Genomic DNA, 19,138 nt, shown 5'->3' on the forward strand with positions numbered 1-19,138 from the left:
AAGTTGAAATTAAAAGGACTGAGCCCTGTTCAGTACAGAATTCAGTCCCTGAAAGCCGCTTGATTAAACTGTCCGACTTTTTGGGGTGCAGTTCAGCTTCGGCATTTTTTATCCGTTTGGGGGTAACTTGTTTGGAAAGCTGCAAGCCTTATAAATAAAGGCTTCATTTAAGTTTTGGGTAACCTTTTTAAAAAATGCGTGATGGCTTTTGTATTTTTAAGATATTTTTTAGGGTGATTCCTGAAAAGTTACCCCAAAAGTTACCCCATAAATTGCGAAAACTCAAGCATACGCCATCATATTCAAGGCAATAAAAAAGCCTTGAAACTTTTGAAGTTCAAGGATTTTTTGTGTTGCAGGATACTGCTGAAAATAGGGCATGGTGGAGGCGGGGGGAATCGAACCCCCGTCCGAAAGTCCTCTACAAAGCGTTCTACATACTTAGTTGTGTCTATTTGAAAATCTTATTTCCATCATGCCGACCAACAGGCCTTTTGGAAACCAGTTACCTTAAGTCTTATTTCCTGCCAAGTAACCCGGCTGGAAACCAGTCAATGTAAGATGACGTTGCGGTGGCTTTCGCCACACAGCCCATTGACCGACTGCTGCAACGGCTAGCCTTAAGCGGCTAAAGCGTAAGTTTCGTCGTTTGCGACTATTTGAATTCAGTGTTTTACGGGAATCTGAGACCCCGGTATGCCCGCATCTGCTTCGCAACCCCCGTCGAAACCAAGGTCGCCCCCAGAAATGGTTTGCAAATTATACGGATATTGTGCGGTGCTGCCAAGTCTGTCGGAGAAATTTGTCAGTCTTGCTGCCTTAATTTGCGTTTGAGCAGGATGCGGACGCAGCCGTCGTTGCCTTCCCGGGGTTCGACGTAGGCGAGTACGTCGGGGTGTTGCATCAGCCAGTTTCGGGTCATGTTTTTCAGAACGGGTTTGTAGCCTTTGGAACCTAATCCGCTGCCGTGGATGATTTCGCCGCATACGCCGCGTTTTTGGGTGAATGCGATGAATTCGTTGAGGACTTTTTGTGCTTCTTCTTGGGTGTAGCCGTGCAGGTCGACATCGGTAACGACGGGATAGTATCCGTTTTTCAGGCGTTGGATGTCGTTTTTTCCCTGTCCGTTTTTGCAGAAGCTGGCGGGTGGGTCGTTGTATGTGCTGCCTATGTAGAAGTAGTTTTCTTCGTCGGTGCGGTTGTCTTTGGGACGGGCTTTGATGGGGGTTTTGTCGGACTGCGCATAATATTGCTGCCGGTTTTTTAATGGGGAGACTTGTCCGACTGCTTGTGAAAAATCCAAATCATATTCTTGTTTTTGCTTGTTTTTTTCGGCTTCCTGTTTTTCTGCCGCTTCTTTTTTGGCCTGTTTGCCCAGTTGTTTGAGGATCTTTTGGAAGTCGGTATTCATATTTTTTCCTGTTATTTGTCCGATGGCTGTTTCGGGCGGGGTTTTAATTTGCCGGATGTTTGCCAAGCGGGGGGAGGATGATTTTGTTGCCGTCGTATGTTTTTTGAAAGTGTGATTGTATATCAAAAAGAAATGCGGCAACCGTCGGCAGTGTTGATTGCCGGAAATGCGGGTCGGTCGAACCGATATGCTCGAACGCCTGATAAAGTTTTAAAAACCTGCCTTGCGAAGCAGGTTAATGGTTTTGCTAATCTTGAATTGCCGGAAACGCGAAACACGGAAATCTGATGTTTTATAAATGTTCCGATACGAACCGCAAAATATTGGTTTTGTTTCTGACAGGCAAAAGCACTGTTTATTTGGCTGTCAAAAGGGATGGTTAAGGAAAGTTATGCGCCCCTTTGATGAGGCGCGCCCCAGATAAGGATGGTTGCGCCGACGGCTTCAGACGGCATTTTGGCGGCGGTGTTGGGTTTTGTATCCGGTTTGCCGTTGTGTCTTGTGATGATGATTTTGGGTGCGGTTTTCTGTTTTGATGTGTGAAATGCCGTCTGAAAGGCGGTTCAGACGGCATAATGGTCATTTTTGTGCGGTCAGGCGGTCGAATACGCCGCCGTCGGCGAAGTAGGTTTTCATGATGTTGTCCCATCCGCCGAATTTTTCTTCGGGAGGGAAGGTGTCTAAGTCGGGGAAGTCGGCTTTGTGTCGTGCCAATACTTCGGGGTTGCGGGGACGCAGGTAGAGTGAGGCGGCGAGTTCTTGCGCCGGTTCGCTCCAAAGGTATTCGAGATAGGCGCGGGCGGTTTTTTGCGTGCCTTTTTTCGCGACGACGCTGTTGACGACGGCAACGGGGCTTTCGGCGGAAATGGTGTAGCTCGGATAGACGATTTCAAACTGTCCTTGGGTCAGTTTTTTGCTGACGTAGTTGGCTTCGTTTTCAAAAGTGATGAGTACGTCGCCGATGTTGCGTTGTGTGAAGGTGGTGGCGGCGGCGCGTCCGCCGTTTTCAAAAACGGGTGTGTTTTTGAGGATGGATGCGACGAGTTTTTGGGCTTCCTGCTCGTTGCCGTTGTTGGCTTTCAGACCGTAACCGTATGCGCCGAGGAAGGCGTAGCGTCCGTTGCCCGAGGTCTTGGCGATGACGATGTTAACGCCGTCTTTGGCAAGGTCGTTCCAATCGCGGATCTGTTTGGGGTTGTTTTTTCGGACAAGGAAAACCATAGTGCTGGTGTAGGGTGCGGCGTGATCGGGGAGGGCTTGTTGCCAGCCTTTTTCTACCAGTCCTTTTTTTCGAGCAGGTCGATGTCGGAAGATTGGTTCATGGTTACGACATCGGCTTGAAGGCCGTTGGCTACGGATAATGCCTGTTTGCTGAAGCCGCCGTGGGATTGTTGGATGCTGACGGATGTGCCGGGGTGTTCGGATTGGTATGTTTTGATAAATAAGTGGTTGTATTCTTTGTAAAAATACCGTGTCACATCGTATGAGGCATTGAGCAGGGTAATGTTTTTTCCGTCGGATTCGGTATTGGCCGGGGCATTTTGTCCGGACGGATGGTTTGAATCGGCTGCGGGGCTGCAGGCGGTAAGCAGGGCTGCGGTATAGAGTGCCTGTGCGTAGGTTTTCATATGCTTGTCCTGTCGGTTGGTAGATGGGGCAACTTTATACGGCTGTCTGCGCTTGTGGAAATAATGTTTGATTTGAAGATTATCAGTTTTGGTTATAAGGCGGGATTAGAGGTGTTTGCGCATCAGTTCGCATTTGATTTTGATGCTGGGGTCAAGCTGCAATACTGCCGAACCGAGCGATTCGTAGCGGTTGAGAAGGTAAAACGGGACGGAGTTGAGAGATGCGTAGAGTTTCAGAAAGCTCAAACCGGATTTGTGGGCGATGGTTTCTGCCTGACGGAGCAGGGCAGTGCCCAGTCCGAGATTGTGGAACAGGGGGTGGACGTAAAGCGCATCGAGTTGTGCTTCTTGGCAGTCGATTTGGAAAAATCCCTGTATGTTGCCTTTGTATTCGGCAACCCAAAGTGCTTTGTCGGGATCGGAAATGGTCGGCAGGTAGCTTTCTGTGTTTAACAAGCCTTCCCATACTTTTAGGGCGTGTTCGTTGTAGCTGAGGATGCAGGTGTATTGGACGGAGTGCAGGTGGACTTTGAAGATGTCTTTGCAGTCTTGCACGGTGGCGGGGCGTAACAGTGTCAGCAGGCTCATGGCGGTATGTCGGCGGCTTCAGACGGCATCTGTGCCGTTGGTCGGATTATAGGGACTGATGCAGTTTTTTTGCTTCTTGAAATGCGGTGTCCGAATCGGTGGTCAAAACGGTAAAGTGTCCCATTTTCCGACCTTTCTGTGCGGTTTTTTTTCCGTATAGGTGCAGGTGTGCATTCGGCCGGCTTTGCAACGGCAGCCAATCCGGTTCGCCGCCATCTTCCTGCCAAACGTCGCCCAAAATATTCGCCATACAGCAAGGGGATAATAATTTGGTGTCGGCGGGCGGCAGGTTGCACATAATGCGTACCTGCTGTTGGAACTGGTCTGCGGCGCAGGCATCTATCGTATGGTGGCCGGAATTGTGCGTGCGCGGGGCGGTTTCATTGACGAGCAATTCATGTGTGTCGCCGACAACAAACATTTCTACCGCCAATACGCCGACATAATCCAATTCGTCCGCCAAGCGTTGCGCCGTCTGCCGCGCCTGTTGCTGCACGTCGGCACTCAGCCGCGCGGGGACGATGGAATAAGCCAAGATGCCGTTTTCGTGGATGTTTTCGGCGGGGTCGAAGGTTTGCACGTTTTCATCGTTCAGACGGCATACGATCACGGAAATCTCGCCGCGCAAGTCCACCATTTTTTCCAAAACGCAATCCACGCCGCCGTGTTCGGCAAACGCGGCTTTGAGTTCGTCCAACGTTTTGACGCGGATTTGACCTTTGCCGTCGTAGCCCAACGTAGCCGTTTTCAGGATGCCGGGCAAAAATTGCGCGCTTGCTTCAGTAATGTCTTCGGCCTTGCAAACCGCCTGATACGGCGCGGTTTGCAAGCCTGCTTTGCGTATCCACGCTTTTTCCTGAATGCGGTTTTGTGCAATGGACACGCAGTCGCCGCTGGGGGAAACGTTGGTATGCTTTGCCAGAGAGCGCATCGCGTCGGCATTGACGTTTTCAAATTCGGTCGTAACCGCCGCGCATTTTGCCAATTCGTCCAACGCGGCCCGGTCGTCAAACGGCGCGCACAAATGGCGGTCGGCAAATTCCGCCGCCGGCGCATTCGGGTCGGGATCGAGAACGGTTACTTTGTAGCCCATGGTTTTAGCGGCAACGGCAAACATTCTGCCTAATTGTCCGCCGCCGAGGATGCCGAGCATGGCGGGAGGAAGGATGGGGGGTGTGTTCATAGTGGAATAATTCTGTTTAAACTGCCAAATCTAAGGGAAGGTCGGAAATATCTTTTAATCGTTTACCATTGACCATGATGTAAAACAAATCCAAAGCGTCTTCATAATTCAATGATTGTAAAATTTGTTCCAGCTCATATAAGGCAAAATGGTAAATGCAATCTATTTCCCCTGTACCCAAGGCAATAGATGAAATGCGGCTTGGCGTTGGTTCTGCCGTTACGACAACAATGTGCGGCAGTCTGCCTTTTCTGTTTCTAACCAAATTCAATCCTTCAGAACGGGCATTTTGAGCCCTGTCGCTGCGAATCGTCCATTTACAAGAGATACTGGCGTGGAGCAGCGGCATATTGCCATTACCCGCACGCAAACTGGCATATGTGGCAATATTTTCATCAACTAAAAATTCATTACGGTTGATTTCTGCATCTGCAATCAAATTTCTGGTAACGATAATATCGGGAGTAATGGTGTAATCACTGCCCAAGGCGGCAGCCAATTCGGGGTTTTCTTCGGCAGCCTTGGCTAAGGCTGTCAGATGTGCGTATTGCTGATAACGTGCGATTTCCAGACGGTTGCGAGAACCGACCTGCTTAACATTCCAGTCGCCGGGTCTGATATGCTGCAATTTCTCAAAAGCAGATTGGACAAACTCACTGCATATTGCTTCAAAAGCATTTCCCGATGTCTGACCGGGTAATCTTTCCGAAACCGTTTCCGAATGCAGTAAGTCGGCAATCCCCTTGGCTATATTGAAACTTCGGGTATTGCTCCCATCCGCATTGCTGACTACGCCTCTATTGTTGGTTGCAAGAATATTGCCATCCAATAATTTCTTATGGAAAATCCTGCGTTCTTGGGTAAAAAGCGGATTCATTCAATTTTCCTTTTTTAAGGCTTTGATAATCTGCCTGCCCACCGCTTCGGCTACCGGCGGGGGAAAAGCGTTGCCGATTTGGCGGTACATAGGCGTTTTTTTACCAAAAAATTGCCAGTCATCAGGAAATCCTTGGATACGCGCCGTCATTCGGACAGTCAATCTAGGCATTCCCGAAAAGTCTTCAGGCGGCGCACTATCCCACAAACCTGAACCATCCACACCCAACTCCGCCCATGCGCGTTTGGATCGTGTAGGCCCCAAGTCAGCACCGCCGTGTTTTTTTGAACCGCCGACCAAGGTCGGTGCAATCTGCGCGGCCTTCAAACGCCAGTTATGCGCCCCCTGCCAGTTATTTTCTGACATTAAGTCAAAAAGCAGTTCTCCAACGGTTTTCGGTTGTTCCGAATTTGGTTCAGGCCATTTGAAAAAATTGGTGTATTCGTTTTTCAACGCAACAAATAAAACCCTGGGTCTGAGTTGCGATACTCCGTAATCGGCAGCATAAAGTAGTTTCCATTGTCCAAGGTAACCCAACTTGGCAAATTGTTCTGTAATATGGTTGCGATAATTTTCAAATTTTGGGTCAAGTAACCCCCGCACATTTTCTAACATGATGGCTTTAGGGTCAGTTTCCTTAGCTAGACGAATAGCCTCAGGGAATAAATCGCGTTCATCATCTTTTCCCAGTTGTTTTCCAGCTTTGGAAAAAGGAGGGCAAGGCACGCCGCCGGCCAATAAATCAATACCGTCATATCCTTCGCCCTGAAACAAGCGGACATCTCCTTCAATAACGTTCCAATCAGGACGGTTTAAACGTAGGGTTTGACAAGCCGACGGTTCGATTTCGATTAACGCAACATGGGAAAAGCCTGCCCTTTCTAAGCCCAAAGCCTGTCCGCCTGCTCCGGCACAAATTTCTAATGATGTGAATTGCATTGTGATTTTTTATGTAAGTATCTCTGATGTTGTTTTGTGATTTTCAGACGACCTTCTTTTCATCTGCAAAGGTTGTCTGAAATTTATTTATCCAACCCTTCCTGCACCATCTGCGCCGCCCGAACCACTGCGCGGGCTTTGTTTTGAGTTTCCTGCCATTCGGAAGTTGGGTCGGAGTCGGCAACCACGCCCGCGCCGCTTTGGATGAAGAGGGTATTGTTTTTAATCACGGCGGTGCGGATGGCGATTGCCAAATCCATATCGTTGTTGAAGCCCCATACGCCGACGGCGCCGCCGTAGATGCCGCGTTTCTCCGGTTCGATTTCTTCGATGATTTCCATCGCGCGGACTTTTGGCGCGCCGGAGAGTGTGCCGGCAGGGAAGGTGGCGGCGAGGATGTCCATATTGGTAACGCCCTCTTTCAGACAGCCTTCGACGTTGGAAACGATGTGCATCACATGGGAGTATTTTTCAATCACCATTTTGTCGGTGACTTTGACTTCGCCTGTTTTGCTGATGCGTCCGACATCGTTGCGCCCCAAATCGATAAGCATAACGTGTTCGGCGATTTCTTTGGCGTCGCTTAACAAATCTTGTTCGTTGGCAAGGTCTTCGGCGGGGGTTTTGCCGCGCAGGCGCGTGCCGGCGATGGGGCGGACGATGACGTCGTCGCGTTCGCGGCGGACGAGGATTTCGGGCGAGGAACCGACGATGTGGAAATCGCCGAAATCGTAGTAAAAGAGGTAAGGCGAAGGGTTGAGCGTGCGCAGGGCGCGGTAGAGGGCAAGCGGATTGTCGGTAAATTCCATGCTCATGCGTTGGCTGGGGACGACCTGCATACAGTCGCCTGCGAAAATGTAGTCTTTGATTTTATCGACGCAGGCTTTGAAAGGTTCTTCGCCGAACTCGCTGACTGCTTGGGTTTGTTTGCTGCCGAGGGAAAGTGGGATGGCGCAGCTTTGGCGCAACTGGGTGCGGATGTCTTCGAGGCGTTCGCGGGCGCGTTCGTAGCTGTCGGGCTGCGAGGGATCAGCATAAACGATGAGGTGGATTTTGCCGCTCAAATTGTCGATTACCGCCAACTCTTGCGACAGCATCAGCAAAATATCGGGCGTGCCGAGCGGGTTGGCTTTGGCGGTGTTTTTCAGGCGGTGGGCGAAGTGTTCGAAATTGTAGACGGTTTCGTAACCGAAGTAGCCGACCAAGCCGCCGGTAAAGCGCGGCAGGCTTGGGATTTCGGGTGTTTTGAAACGGTTGTGGAAAGCTTCGATAAAGGGTAGCGGATTGCCGTCGTATTGTTCGACGATTTCGCCGTTTTGATAAACATCGACGTGTTTGCCGCCGGCTTTGAGATAGTGGCTGCAAGGCAGGCCGATAAAGGAATAGCGGCCGAAACGTTCGCCGCCGACAACGGATTCGAGCAGGTAGGTATAGGGGCGGTTGGCGAGTTTGAGATAGAGGGAAAGCGGCGTATCCAAGTCGGCAAGGAGTTCTTGCACGAGCGGGATGCGGTTGTAGCCTTGGGCGGCTTGGGCTTGGTATTCTTGTTTGCTGATCATTTCTGCTTTCCCAAAAGGCGGTTTCGGACGGCGCGGCAACGGGCGCGAGTATAACATTTTATCGGAATTGTTGACAGTCTGACCGGAGATGGCGTCTGAAAAAAGACGGGCTTACGGCTTTGTTTTGCGCTGCCGGTATTGTTTCCATTTAAACAGATAACCTGCGGTTGCGGGAATCAGGGCTAAGATGGTTTTGAACGTCCATGATGCATGCCAAGGTAAAGAACCGGGTGCGACCGATTGATTCAGATACGGCCACCAACAGGCAGTCAGGCAGCCGAGCAGCAGCGGCCAGATATGCCGGCTGAGGTTTTTTTTGCCAAAGGAGGAATGATGCGGCAGACCAAAGCAGGGTAAGGGCAGTGATTTTTAACACGGTATAAGCATCCGCTCCAAACAGGGCGGCGAGAAAATACGTACCGGCAATCCAGAGGACGGCAAGTATCAGGACGATGATTTCTTCAGGTCGTTTGAACATTTTTTTTCTTCCTGTTTGATTTCAGACGGCATTGCCGTTCTGTTTGGTTTCCAGCAGCTCCCAGCGTTCCAGCTTTTCCAAAAGCAGCATTTCGATTTCTTCGGCGCGGTTTTGCAATGCTCCTGCTTTTTCGTAATCTTTGAAAATTCCGGGATCGGAAAGCTGCGCGTTGATTTCTGCCTGTTCGGTTTCCAAGGCGGCGATTTCGTCGGGCAGGGCGTCGAGTTCGCGCTGTTCTTTGTAGGAAAGTTTGACCGTACGGTTGGCTTTGGGTTTTTCTTTGGCGGGTTCGACATCGGATGCTTTGGGTGCGGATGCCGTCTGAATTTTATTTTCCCGCGATTTTGCGTCGATATAGTCCTGATAGCCGCCGATGTATTCTTTCAGACGGCCTTGTCCTTCGAAAACAATGCTTTGGGTAATTACATTGTCGAGGAACATACGGTCGTGCGAGACGAGGAAGACCGTGCCTTGGTAATCGCGCAACAGATCTTCAAGCAATTCTTGGGTGTCGATGTCCAAGTCGTTGGTCGGTTCGTCCAAAACCAAAATATTGGCGGGACGAGTAAAGAGTTTTGCCAGCAAAAGGCGGTTGCGTTCGCCGCCGGAGAGTGAAGAAACAGGACTTTGCGCGCGGGCAGGGGGGAACAGGAAATCTTCCAAATAGCTCATCACATGCTTTTTCTTGCCGCCGACTTCGACGTAATCGTTGCCCTGTCCGAGCGTGTAAAACACAGTATCGTTTTCATTCAAGGCGCTGCGGAACTGGTCGAAATAGGCGACTTCCTGCTTGCTGCCGATACGGATTCTGCCGTAGGTCGGCTGCAATTCGCCCAAAATCAGCTTAAGGAAGGTGGTTTTGCCGATACCGTTTGGGCCGATTAAGCCGATTTTGTCGCCGCGCTGCAAGATGGCGGAAAATTTATCCATGATAACTTTGTCGTCATAGGCAAACGAAGCGTGTTCCAGTTCGGCGATGATTTTGCCGCTTTTCTTGCCGCTGTCGAGTTTGAAGTTGACCTGTCCTTGTACATTGCGGCGTTCGGCACGCTGGCGGCGCAGTTCTTCCAAACGGCGCACGCGGCCTTCGTTGCGGGTACGGCGCGCTTCGATGCCTTTGCGTATCCACGCCTCTTCCTGCGCGTGGAATTTGTCGAAGAGGCGGTTGTGTTCGGCTTCAACCGCCAACTCTTGCGCTTTTTTCTCGCTGTATTTGGAGAACGAGCCGGGATAGGAGCGCAAAATACCGCGATCGAGTTCGACAATGCGCGTGGCGATATTGTCCAAAAAACGGCGGTCGTGGGTAATCACGACCAAGCTGCCTTCAAACGCTTTGAGCAGGTTTTCCAACCAAATAATCGCGTCGATATCCAAATGGTTGGTCGGTTCGTCCAGTAACAATACATCGGGCTTCTGTACCCAAGCCTGCGCTAAGGCGACGCGTTTTTTCTGACCGCCGGAAAGGTTGCCGATTTTTTCGTTTTCCGGCAAACCGAGTTCCCCCAAAGTCTGCTTGACTGCCGCATCCAGTTTCCAACCGTCCTTCGCTTCGATTTCAAGTTGCAATTCGTTAAGCTCTTTCAATAAGAGCTCACTCGAACCATTTTCCAACTCATGGCTGACATGATGATAACGGCGCAATAAATCGCGAATTTCGCCCAAACCTTCGGCAACAGTATCAAATACGGTTGCGTCCTTATCAAAAAAGGACTCCTGCGGCACATAAACGATTTTGAGATTGTTTTGAACAATAATCTGCCCGTCGTCGAGTTTTTGCACGCCGGTGAGGATTTTTAAAAACGAAGACTTGCCTGCGCCGTTGCGTCCGATCAAGCCGACTTTTTCGCCGCTGTCGAGTTGGAAGGACGTTTTGTCGAGCAGGGCGACATGTCCGACGGCAAAGGAAGCGTTTTCTACGGATAATATATTCATAATGTCAATTTCCAACAATTAACGTTCGGATTTTGCCGCAAGTTTGGCGCGGGCGATTTCGATGATGCCGGGCAGGACGGAAACAATAATGATGCCGCCCATCACCAAGCCCAGATTGTTTTTTACGACGGGGAAGTTGGCAAAGAAATAGCCCGCGTAAGAAAACAAGATAACCCACAACAAGCCGCCGATGATGTTGTAGCGGATAAATTTGGCATAGTGCATTTTTCCCATACCGGCGACGAAGGGGGCGAAGGTGCGGACGATGGGCACGAAGCGCGCGATGATAATCGTTTTGCCGCCGTGTTTTTCGTAAAAACGGCGGGTTTTGCCGAGGTATTCGCACCGGAAGATTTTAGAATCGGGGTTGGCGAACAGCCTGCCGCCGAAATATTTGCCGACGGTAAAATTGAGCGCGTCGCCGAGTATGGCGGCAAGGCTTAATAATGCAACCATCAAATGAATATCCATACCGCCCAGCGCGGCAATCCCGCCGGCGGCAAACAAGAGCGAATCGCCGGGCAGGAAGGGCGTAACAATCAGACCGGTTTCGCAAAAAACAATCAAAAACAGAATCGCATAAATCCACACACCGTATTGCGCCGACAGGCTGAGCAGGTGTTGGTCGATATGCAGGATAAAATCAATCACAGAAGCAAGCACGGGTTTTCCAAAACACAATGTCGAGGCGGTATTTTAACCGATTGGAAAAATGCCGTCTGAAAAGTTTCAGACGGTATTAGGGTCTGCTACAACATCAAAAACCGCAAACCAAAAGGCTTGCGGTTTTGTGTCTGGGGCATATCGCCGCGATTAGAATTTCACGCCGACACGAACACCGTATTCGTTGATTTTGGTAGGATCGACTCGGATGTTCCCGCCGTCTAAAACGAAGCTGCCGGATGCTTTGAAGTGACGGTGTTTGTAGAACGGACCGGCTTCGATGCCGACGGTATCGGTAATTTGTTTGCCGATATTCGCACCTACGCCCACGCCCCATCCGCGTGTTTTTGCGTTAATGTCGGCTGAGACACCGGCTACAGTTGCGTTGTGTTTCAATTTGGCGTCCAGGTCAACCTTAACCTCTGCCCAAGGATTCAGATACCAGCCGCCGCCCAAATCGGAAGTCAGGTCGGCGTGCGCTTTGGTATAGAAGGCTTCGCGCTCGGTGCTGACTGTTCCTTTCTCATTAGCTACCGCATCTTTGTATTTTTCATAGCCCAAACCTAAACCGGCACGCAGTTTGGTGGCTTCACTGAGCGGTTGGGTGTAGGTGTAACCGGCATACACGTCGGTGCGTTTTTCTTTAACGTCTTTGCCGAATGGTTTAGTAGTACTTTCGGTCACAACGTACATGTCTTTTTTGTCTCGGCTGTGTGATACTTCGAAACGCATGCCGTGGTGAATATCGTCAAACGGCATATCGGCACGGAAACCGATGTTTTTTTGTACTTTGTGTTTTTCTTTCAAATCGGCATTTTTCAGCGTTTGTTTGGAGATGTCTGTACGGACGGTATATTCGCCTTTACCCAGAAAGTCGGGCAACTGGGCCATAGCAGTACCGGAGATGGCGGCAATAGTCAGTGCAAGCAGTGCTTTTTTCATTTTTTAGTCCTTTGTTAAGGGTTGGTTGATACTACTCAGAGAAGTAGCAGTTATATTGATAGGGAGTTGTGGAGTGTGATTAGATTAAAATTCGGGAGTACACGCCATGTCTGTTGTAAAGTTTGTAACGCTAAGGGGAAGAAGTGATGATGCGAATGATTTGGAGGATCCTATGAAATTCTCGTGATGCTCAAGCATTTCGTCATAAAAATCTGACGATTCTGAACGACACTCCTGGCGATACATCCTAATGGACACATTGGTTTCCATGCACATGTTTTGAATGGCGTCTCCGATACGACGTAAAGGGACGTTTCGGCTTATTAGCCTTTCTATGTCCCTAACATCTCTCATTGCTCCGTTTGCCCACCGAGCTTCCACATCCGCACACGTATTTACAGGATGAAAACCGTTTTTATATTTTTTGCCCAAGGAGCGTTTAGGGCGTTTAGGAATTACGATAGCGTTTTTAAGGGCAGATAGGGCTTCTGATGTTGATTCATTTAATAACGATGCTGAATTTAGTAAGTCTGCTTCTTTCTTTTTCCTTCTTTCTTTGTAATTTTTTTGTGCTCGTTCTGAGACGCGATTTATGAAAATTTGCTTATCCTGAAGAGACGGGGCAGAATATGATTCTGCCTTTGTTGTGATAAAGGCTTCGCTGACATCTACGAGTCCCTCGGAGAGTCCCTCGACAAAAGAAGTTACTTGAGTCGAAGTACAGGCAGAAAGGGACAGGGAAAGGGTGCAGGCTGCCAGTATTTTTTCATTTTTACGGTGCGTTTAGGCTTGTTTTCTGAATACATGTCTGTACCTCGTTAGGTAAATTTTTATCAAAATACTATTGTGTTATATTATTTATTTTTAAAATATCCGACCATCAACTGAAGATACCGGTTACGGTTGTTTGAGTGGTGAAAATTAACCTTGGAGGGCAGGATGGAAGTGCATGACAAGATTCGGACGTTAAGGGAAGTCAATCAGTGGACGCAGGAAGAGATGGCGGAAAAATTGGAAATGTCGGTTAACGGGTATTCGAAAATAGAACGCGGGAAAAGCGGTATCAATCTCGACAAGCTGCGCCAGATTGCCCAGATTTTCAATATCGATGTGGTTGAGCTGCTGGCGGAGCAGAACCGATCGTTTTTCTTCTCTATCGGCGACAATACCAATAACCATCATAATATTATCGGCTCTGATGAAATGCTGGTGTTTGAAAATGAAAAATTGAGGTCGCTGCTGGATGCAAAGGATGAATTGATCAGGCAGAAAGATAGTGAAATCGCAGTATTGAAAAAGTTGGTCATTTTGCTGGAAGAGAAAAAATAGCAATGTTACCGAAAACAAAAAATGCCGTCTGGAAAATGTTCAGACGGCATTTTGTATGGAAACATCGGGCGTTTAGTTTCCGTAAACGGGGTATTTGTCGCACAAGGCAGTCACTTGTCCGCGGACTTTGGCGAGGTTGGCTTCGTCTTCGGGATTAGCCAATACATCGGCAACCAAGTTCGACAATACGCGAGCGTCGGTTTCGTTAAAGCCGCGAGTGGTCATGGCGGCGGAACCGATGCGGATGCCGGAGGTAACGAACGGTTTTTCCGGATCGTTCGGGATGGCGTTTTTGTTGACGGTGATGTGCGCTTTGCCCAAAGCGGCTTCGGCGGCTTTGCCGGTGATTTTCATCGGTTGCAGGTCGACGAGGAAAACGTGGCTTTCGGTGCGGCCGGAAACGATGCGCAAACCGCGTTTAACCAACTCTTCCGCCATGACGGCAGCATTGATTTTCACTTGTTTTGCGTATTGTTTGAACTCGGGTTGCAACGCTTCTTTAAACGCTACGGCTTTGGCGGCGATAACGTGCATCAACGGACCGCCTTGCAGGCTTGGGAAGATGGAAGAGTTCAGCGCTTTTTCGTGGGTATTGTCACGGCACAAAATCACACCGCCACGAGGGCCGCGTAGGGTTTTGTGGGTGGTAGTGGTTACGAAGTCGCAGAATGGCACGGGGTTAGGATATTCGCCGCCGGCAACCAGTCCGGCATAGTGCGCCATGTCGACAAAGAGGTATGCGCCGACTTTATCGGCGATTTCGCGGAATTTTGCCCAGTCGATTTGCAACGCGTAGGCAGACGCGCCCGCCACAATCATTTTGGGTTTGTGTTCGAGCGCGAGGCGTTCGACTTCGGCATAATCGAGGACTTCGTTTTCATCCAAGCCATAAGTAACGGCATTGTAGAGTTTGCCGGAAATATTAACGCTCGCGCCGTGGGTCAGGTGTCCGCCGTGCGCCAGAGACATACCCAAAATGGTGTCGCCCGGTTTTAAAACGGAAGCATATACGGCTTGGTTGGCTTGGGAACCGGAGTGCGGTTGAACGTTGGCATAGGCTGCGCCAAACAGTTCTTTTACGCGGTCGATTGCCAATTGTTCGACAATATCGACGTATTCGCAGCCGCCGTAGTAGCGTTTTGCGGGATAGCCTTCGGCGTATTTGTTGGTCAATTGCGAACCTTGTGCCTCCATCACGGCGCAGCTGACGTAGTTTTCAGAGGCAATCAGCTCGACGTGGTCTTGCTGGCGTCGGTCTTCTTGGGCAATGGCTGCTGCCAAATCGGGGTCATATTGTGCGAGGGTAACGCTTTTTGAAAACATATTCTCGGCTCCTTTGTGTAATCAGGGTATCATGAGCGTTTTTCGTATAAAAAAATACTTCAAAACCTAAGGCAGATAGCCCATAATGCGTAAATTTTCTTTGGCATTATCAGGTAATTTATTTAACATGCCGGTTTTTAGCGTCTCATCACCTTTATTTAGCACAAGGCTAATCAAAGGCAATACATCAAATGGTAAATTTTCGGCAGTTTGTGCAAAATCAATCAAATAACCAGCACCAACCACATCTTTATCAGCCATAACCCGCTGATACACCACTTGCCAAGACAATTCTTCCTGCCCCGCCATGTCTTAAAATCAGATGAATGGCTTGTAATGCTGTGTTTGGCGTCTCACAAATTGCCAAGATCTGCTCAGAAGTTTGCTTGATGGCTTGTATTTTTGTTTGATTACTCACAATTTCCCCCTATTTTAATAATTAACTTAATGCGGTCAAATTCACAAAATACAAGCTTCACCTCTAATCACCCGTCACTCGACCTTCTCGGCGTGGATCGACACCACCAACCAGCCTGCTTGGCTCGATAATAATGGCTTGAACACCTGAATTTAGCTCACGCACATCAGTCTTATAGCCCAAATCATTTAATGTTTGTTGCCACTGGACGGCGGTTGTACCCGTTTCTAGTTCATAGCTACCAAAGCGATTTAATAAATTGGGTGCACTGATGGCATCTTGGATATCCATATTCCAGTCACTATGTGCCACAATCGTCTTAGCGACATAGCCAATGATACGGCTACCACCTGGAGAGCCGATTGCCATATAAGGCTTGCCTGCTTTAAATACGATGGTTGGTGCCATTGAGGAGCGTGGTCTCTTGCCAGGCTCGACACGATTGGCGACCTGTTTGCCCTGCTTTATTGGCTCAAAACTAAAGTCTGTCAGCTCATTATTCAGCAGGTAGCCATTTGCCATCAAAGTTGAGCCAAACGCATTTTCAATGGAAGTCGTCATTGATAGCACATTGCCCGCCTTATCCACAATTGATATATGACTGGTAGAAGGTAACTCAATCGCTTGTGAGGACGCCCACTCATGAATAAAATCGCCTGCAGATACGCTAGGCAATGCCTTATCCGACTGCTCAAGCAGCTGGCTGCGATGTTTTAGGTAGTCTTTAGAAATCAACTGGCGAATGGGTACTGGTACAAAATCAGGGTCGCCCAAATATACATCACGATCCGCAAACGCAAACCTTCAGCATCATACCCCACCCGATTGGGTGAAAATTCATTTAAAATCCCCAAAATCTGACCCATAGCAATCCCACCTGAGCTTGGTGCACCCATACCGCATACTTCATAAATACGATAAGTCACACAAACAGGCGGGCGTTCCACCACTTGATAATCAGATAAATCTTGCAAGGATAATTGACCGGGGTTATCCTTAGCATTTTGGACAACTGAAACAATATTTTGGGCATATTTACCAGTATGCAGAGCTTTTGCACCTTGAGCTGCTAACGCCTGAACACTGTCAGCAAATTCTAAATTTTTCAGCAAGCTGCCTGCTTGTAGCGGCACACCATTCGGCAAAAAATAAGCGGCTGTTTTTGGATAGCGTGCCAAATGCTGCTGATTTTGCTCAACCGAGATGGCAAGCCTTGGCGACACCTCAAAGCCTTGTTTTGCCAAGTGGATCGGCGTATCAAATAATTTTCCCCAAGGCAATACACCGTATCGCTGATGTATTGTCTCCGTCAGTTTAGGGATAGCAGGCGTACCTACCGAGCGACCACCGCTTCCATAAATTTCAATGGTTAACCATCTTTATCCAAAAATAATTCTGGCGTCGCACGCATCGGTGCCGTCTCACGCCCATCAAATGTGGTCAATGTTTTGGCGGTATTGTCCCAATACAACACAAATGCACCACCGCCCAAGCCTGACGACTGTGGCTCTACCAAGCTTAGTGTCGTCTGCACCGCCACCATCGCATCTGCAGCGCTACCGCCTTGCTTTAAGATATCATAGCCAGCTTGTGTTGCTAATGGATTGGCTGACGCTACTATAAAATCACTTGCAATCACCTGCTTTTGTTCGGTCAGTCCCGTTACATGTTCAGGCGTGTGAGCGTCTGCACCTGCGATGACAGCAGAATTAGTATTAACCTTACCTTGATTGGCATGGATGACTTGACATCCGGAGATTACCATAGACATTATCAATGCAGTCAATAAATATGTTTTAGCTACAAGCACTCCTTCGCCTGAGTTTGATTGATAATTCATACAAAGCATGCTGATTATTGTATGTAATATGGCTAAATAATTCAATCCAAACTATCAATCTTGACCATCAAAAAAAGACCGCTAATGTCATCAGCAGTCTTTTTTGATATTTATTTTAAGATATTAAGTAATCAGACCTTTGGGCTATGCTCTTCAATGAGTGGTTTTAGCTCACCTGATTGGTACATTTGTAGGATAATATCACTACCACCGATTAACTCACCATTAACCCAAAGCCGTGGAAAGGTTGGCCAATTGGCGATGAGTGGTAGAGTACTGCGAATTTCTGGATTTTCTAGGATATTAACAAAAGCAAAGGGTCTGCCAATTTGGGTCGGCACCTCTACTGCGCGCGCTGAAAATCCACATTGGGGAAACTGGGGCGTGCCTTTCATATGCAGTAGGAAGGGCTGAAAATTTATGCGTAAAGCGGAAGATTGTCAACGATTTTATCGGACGGTGGGGCGGTTTTCTGCGGACGGTGTTGCCGTGTATAACAAAACACTGGATAAAAATATTATCTTTGTTATAATTAATGTAAAGATTCAATTTGACTTTTTAACCGTAAACCAAGAGAGGAAAGCGATTATGTTCCCAGAATACCGTGATTTGATTTCCAAATTGAAACAGGAAAATTCCCGCTTCGCCCGTCTGTTCGACGAGCATAACGAGCTGGACGATAAAATTACCGGTCTGGCCAACAATCCGGTTACCAGCGGTGCGGAAACCATCGATGAGCTGAAAAAAGCCAAATTGAAACTGAAAGACGAGTTGTACGCCATCCTGCAAAAAGCGGCGGGCAAATAAATTTGAGCTTTAATTTTTAAAATACCGTCTGAAAATTTTTCAGACGGTATTTTTATCGTTCGGAAAGGCAGTTTTCTGTTTTTCCGGAGGGTATGCTTGAAATATCGGCGCAGTATCGGATTCACGCTGCCGCCGGTCTTTATCAGTACGGTCTCTGCCTATTTTGAATGCAGACGGTTGAGGTAATCCACTTCTTCGCTGCTGCCCATAATGACGGCGACGCGTTGGTGCAGGCTTTCGGGCTGTATATCGAGCATGGCTTGATATGCGTTGCTTGCCGATGCGCCCGCCTGTTCGAGTATCAGGGCCATAGGGTTGGCTTCGTACATCAGGCGCAGTTTGCCGGGTTTGGACGGGTCGCGTTTGTCTTGCAGATACATGAACACGCCGCCGCGCATCAGGATGCGGTGGATTTCGGCAACCATACTGGCTACCCAGCGCATATTGTAGTTTTTGCCGCGCGTACCGGTTTCGCCCGCCAAGAGCTCGTCGACGTATTGTTGAACGGGGGGTAGCCAGTGGCGGCGGTTAGACATATTGATGGCGAATTCTTTGGTACTTTCGGGTACTTTCGGGTTTTCTTTGGTCAGCACAAATTCGTTTTCGGCATTGAGTGTAAATACGTACACGCCGTGTCCGAATGTGAATACGAGCTGGGTTTGAGGCCCGTAGAGGACATAGCCTGCGGCAAGCTGCTGTCTGCCCGTTTGAAGGAATGATTCGGTTGCCAATGCGCCTTCGGGTTTGGCGAGAATGGAGAAAATCGTACCGACGGAAATGTTGACATCAATATTGGACGATCCGTCTAAAGGGTCGAATAGGACGAGATAGCGTCCGTTTTCACCGGCACTTACGAAAGTGTCTTCTTCCTCGCTTGCCAAACCGGCAACGGCAGGGTTGGCTTTGAGTGTGTCAATCATAATGTTGTTGGCGATAACATCCAGTTTTTTCTGGTCTTCACCCTGAATATTGCCCGTGCCCGCCATACCCAATACGCCGGCAAGTGCGCCGAGGCGGACTTTGGCGTTGATTTCGGTACAGGCGGAAACGACGGACAGCAAAACGCCGCCGAGTGCTTCGGGCAGTTGGTTTTGTTGCAGGTGTTCGGGGAGGAATCGGGTCAGTGTGTCCATGGTTTGCTCGTTTCGGAAAGGTTTGTGCCGTCTGAAAGGCGGCAGATTGCTGCGGGGCGTTCCTTTGGTGCGTTTCGCCGGATATCGC

The 19,138-nt window shown here is 48.9% G+C and carries 16 protein-coding genes, 1 other RNA gene and 3 pseudogenes; 2 read left to right on the plus strand and 18 right to left on the minus strand.

The genetic code is table 11. The features are described 5' to 3' along the window. Positions 1-380: 380 nt before the first annotated feature. The 12 genes and pseudogenes from ssrA to DFR77_RS02085 form a co-directional block, all read right to left on the minus strand. Positions 381-743: a transfer-messenger RNA gene (ssrA, locus tag DFR77_RS02020) on the minus strand. 62 nt (positions 744-805) lie between these two features. Continuing rightward, on the minus strand, positions 806-1,411 hold the full coding sequence (locus DFR77_RS02025) for a Smr/MutS family protein (RefSeq protein WP_003688503.1): 606 nt from the start codon (positions 1,409-1,411) through the stop codon (positions 806-808). 579 nt (positions 1,412-1,990) lie between these two features. After that, positions 1,991-3,039: pseudogene (locus tag DFR77_RS02040) on the minus strand (sulfate ABC transporter substrate-binding protein). Positions 3,040-3,144: 105 nt separating this feature from the next. Beyond that, positions 3,145-3,627, minus strand: coding sequence for a GNAT family N-acetyltransferase (locus tag DFR77_RS02045; protein ID WP_003688513.1), 483 nt, complete (start codon positions 3,625-3,627; stop codon positions 3,145-3,147). Positions 3,628-3,673: 46 nt separating this feature from the next. Then, complete coding sequence (locus DFR77_RS02050; protein WP_003688516.1) at positions 3,674-4,810, minus strand: 5-(carboxyamino)imidazole ribonucleotide synthase; 1,137 nt, start codon at positions 4,808-4,810, stop codon at positions 3,674-3,676. A gap of 16 nt (positions 4,811-4,826) precedes the next feature. Continuing rightward, on the minus strand, positions 4,827-5,687 hold the full coding sequence (locus DFR77_RS02055; protein WP_003699882.1) for an NgoMIV family type II restriction endonuclease: 861 nt from the start codon (positions 5,685-5,687) through the stop codon (positions 4,827-4,829). Beyond that, complete coding sequence (locus DFR77_RS02060) at positions 5,688-6,626, minus strand: DNA cytosine methyltransferase (protein ID WP_003693270.1); 939 nt, start codon at positions 6,624-6,626, stop codon at positions 5,688-5,690. It lies immediately after the preceding gene. An 83-nt stretch (positions 6,627-6,709) separates the two neighbouring features. Next, the gene (gene trpE / locus DFR77_RS02065; protein ID WP_010360232.1) at positions 6,710-8,185 is read right to left on the minus strand and encodes an anthranilate synthase component I; all 1,476 of its coding nucleotides are present in this window, start codon (positions 8,183-8,185) and stop codon (positions 6,710-6,712) included. Positions 8,186-8,296: 111 nt separating this feature from the next. After that, positions 8,297-8,663, minus strand: a pseudogene (locus DFR77_RS02070) (hypothetical protein). A gap of 21 nt (positions 8,664-8,684) precedes the next feature. Further along, entirely contained in the window at positions 8,685-10,595 is a 1,911-nt protein-coding gene (locus DFR77_RS02075) for an ATP-binding cassette domain-containing protein (protein WP_003691108.1), read from the minus strand. A gap of 18 nt (positions 10,596-10,613) precedes the next feature. Beyond that, complete coding sequence (locus DFR77_RS02080) at positions 10,614-11,258, minus strand: DedA family protein (RefSeq protein ID WP_003688528.1); 645 nt, start codon at positions 11,256-11,258, stop codon at positions 10,614-10,616. Positions 11,259-11,408: 150 nt separating this feature from the next. Further along, positions 11,409-12,200 (minus strand): outer membrane beta-barrel protein, encoded by a 792-nt coding sequence (locus DFR77_RS02085; RefSeq protein ID WP_003688530.1) that lies wholly within the window; start codon positions 12,198-12,200, stop codon positions 11,409-11,411. 939 nt (positions 12,201-13,139) lie between these two features. Here DFR77_RS02085 and DFR77_RS02095 point away from each other — a divergent pair. Next, positions 13,140-13,529: a helix-turn-helix domain-containing protein gene (locus tag DFR77_RS02095; RefSeq protein ID WP_003688532.1), complete on the plus strand. Its 390-nt coding sequence runs from the start codon at positions 13,140-13,142 to the stop codon at positions 13,527-13,529. Between the two features lie 72 nt (positions 13,530-13,601). Here DFR77_RS02095 and glyA read toward each other — a convergent pair whose 3' ends face one another. The 5 genes and pseudogenes from glyA to DFR77_RS02115 form a co-directional block, all read right to left on the minus strand. Continuing rightward, positions 13,602-14,852 (minus strand): serine hydroxymethyltransferase, encoded by a 1,251-nt coding sequence (gene glyA / locus DFR77_RS02100; protein ID WP_003691112.1) that lies wholly within the window; start codon positions 14,850-14,852, stop codon positions 13,602-13,604. Positions 14,853-14,918: 66 nt separating this feature from the next. Next, positions 14,919-15,161, minus strand: a complete 243-nt coding sequence (locus DFR77_RS02105) for a hypothetical protein (RefSeq protein ID WP_003704095.1) — start codon at positions 15,159-15,161, stop codon at positions 14,919-14,921. Then, positions 15,106-15,270 (minus strand): hypothetical protein, encoded by a 165-nt coding sequence (locus DFR77_RS13240; RefSeq protein ID WP_162098117.1) that lies wholly within the window; start codon positions 15,268-15,270, stop codon positions 15,106-15,108. Before DFR77_RS13240 ends, DFR77_RS02105 begins: the two co-directional genes overlap by 56 nt. A gap of 63 nt (positions 15,271-15,333) precedes the next feature. Further along, positions 15,334-17,119: pseudogene (ggt, locus tag DFR77_RS02110) on the minus strand (gamma-glutamyltransferase). Positions 17,120-17,241: 122 nt separating this feature from the next. After that, positions 17,242-17,505 (minus strand): glutaredoxin family protein, encoded by a 264-nt coding sequence (locus tag DFR77_RS02115; protein ID WP_017146830.1) that lies wholly within the window; start codon positions 17,503-17,505, stop codon positions 17,242-17,244. A 193-nt stretch (positions 17,506-17,698) separates the two neighbouring features. Here DFR77_RS02115 and DFR77_RS02120 point away from each other — a divergent pair, with 193 nt between their 5' ends. Continuing rightward, positions 17,699-17,917 carry an HP1242/YdcH family protein gene (locus tag DFR77_RS02120; RefSeq protein WP_003688536.1) on the plus strand — a complete coding sequence of 73 codons (219 nt, stop codon included), beginning with the start codon at positions 17,699-17,701 and terminating at the stop codon, positions 17,915-17,917. 158 nt (positions 17,918-18,075) lie between these two features. Here DFR77_RS02120 and DFR77_RS02125 read toward each other — a convergent pair whose 3' ends face one another. Then, positions 18,076-19,050 (minus strand): class 1 fructose-bisphosphatase, encoded by a 975-nt coding sequence (locus DFR77_RS02125; protein WP_003691115.1) that lies wholly within the window; start codon positions 19,048-19,050, stop codon positions 18,076-18,078. Positions 19,051-19,138 lie beyond the last annotated feature (88 nt).

This window comes from Neisseria gonorrhoeae (genome assembly GCF_003315235.1).
In the GTDB taxonomy this organism is placed as follows: domain Bacteria; phylum Pseudomonadota; class Gammaproteobacteria; order Burkholderiales; family Neisseriaceae; genus Neisseria; species Neisseria gonorrhoeae.

Bases quoted from the DNA above. Each gene is read 5' to 3' on its own strand.
- DFR77_RS02055 (WP_003699882.1), bottom strand. From the start codon at position 5,687: ATGAATCCGCTTTTTACCCAAGAACGCAGGATTTTCCATAAGAAATTA.
- DFR77_RS02105 (WP_003704095.1), bottom strand. From the start codon at position 15,161: ATGGCGGGGCAGGAAGAATTGTCTTGGCAAGTGGTGTATCAGCGGGTT.
- DFR77_RS02125 (WP_003691115.1), bottom strand. From the start codon at position 19,050: ATGGACACACTGACCCGATTCCTCCCCGAACACCTGCAACAAAACCAA.
- DFR77_RS02075 (WP_003691108.1), bottom strand. From the start codon at position 10,595: ATGAATATATTATCCGTAGAAAACGCTTCCTTTGCCGTCGGACATGTC.
- DFR77_RS02050 (WP_003688516.1), bottom strand. From the start codon at position 4,810: ATGAACACACCCCCCATCCTTCCTCCCGCCATGCTCGGCATCCTCGGC.
- trpE (WP_010360232.1), bottom strand. From the start codon at position 8,185: ATGATCAGCAAACAAGAATACCAAGCCCAAGCCGCCCAAGGCTACAAC.
- DFR77_RS02045 (WP_003688513.1), bottom strand. From the start codon at position 3,627: ATGAGCCTGCTGACACTGTTACGCCCCGCCACCGTGCAAGACTGCAAA.
- DFR77_RS02025 (WP_003688503.1), bottom strand. From the start codon at position 1,411: ATGAATACCGACTTCCAAAAGATCCTCAAACAACTGGGCAAACAGGCC.
- DFR77_RS02095 (WP_003688532.1), top strand. From the start codon at position 13,140: ATGGAAGTGCATGACAAGATTCGGACGTTAAGGGAAGTCAATCAGTGG.
- DFR77_RS02085 (WP_003688530.1), bottom strand. From the start codon at position 12,200: ATGAAAAAAGCACTGCTTGCACTGACTATTGCCGCCATCTCCGGTACT.
- glyA (WP_003691112.1), bottom strand. From the start codon at position 14,852: ATGTTTTCAAAAAGCGTTACCCTCGCACAATATGACCCCGATTTGGCA.
- DFR77_RS02120 (WP_003688536.1), top strand. From the start codon at position 17,699: ATGTTCCCAGAATACCGTGATTTGATTTCCAAATTGAAACAGGAAAAT.
- DFR77_RS02060 (WP_003693270.1), bottom strand. From the start codon at position 6,626: ATGCAATTCACATCATTAGAAATTTGTGCCGGAGCAGGCGGACAGGCT.
- DFR77_RS02115 (WP_017146830.1), bottom strand. From the start codon at position 17,505: ATGAAAGGCACGCCCCAGTTTCCCCAATGTGGATTTTCAGCGCGCGCA.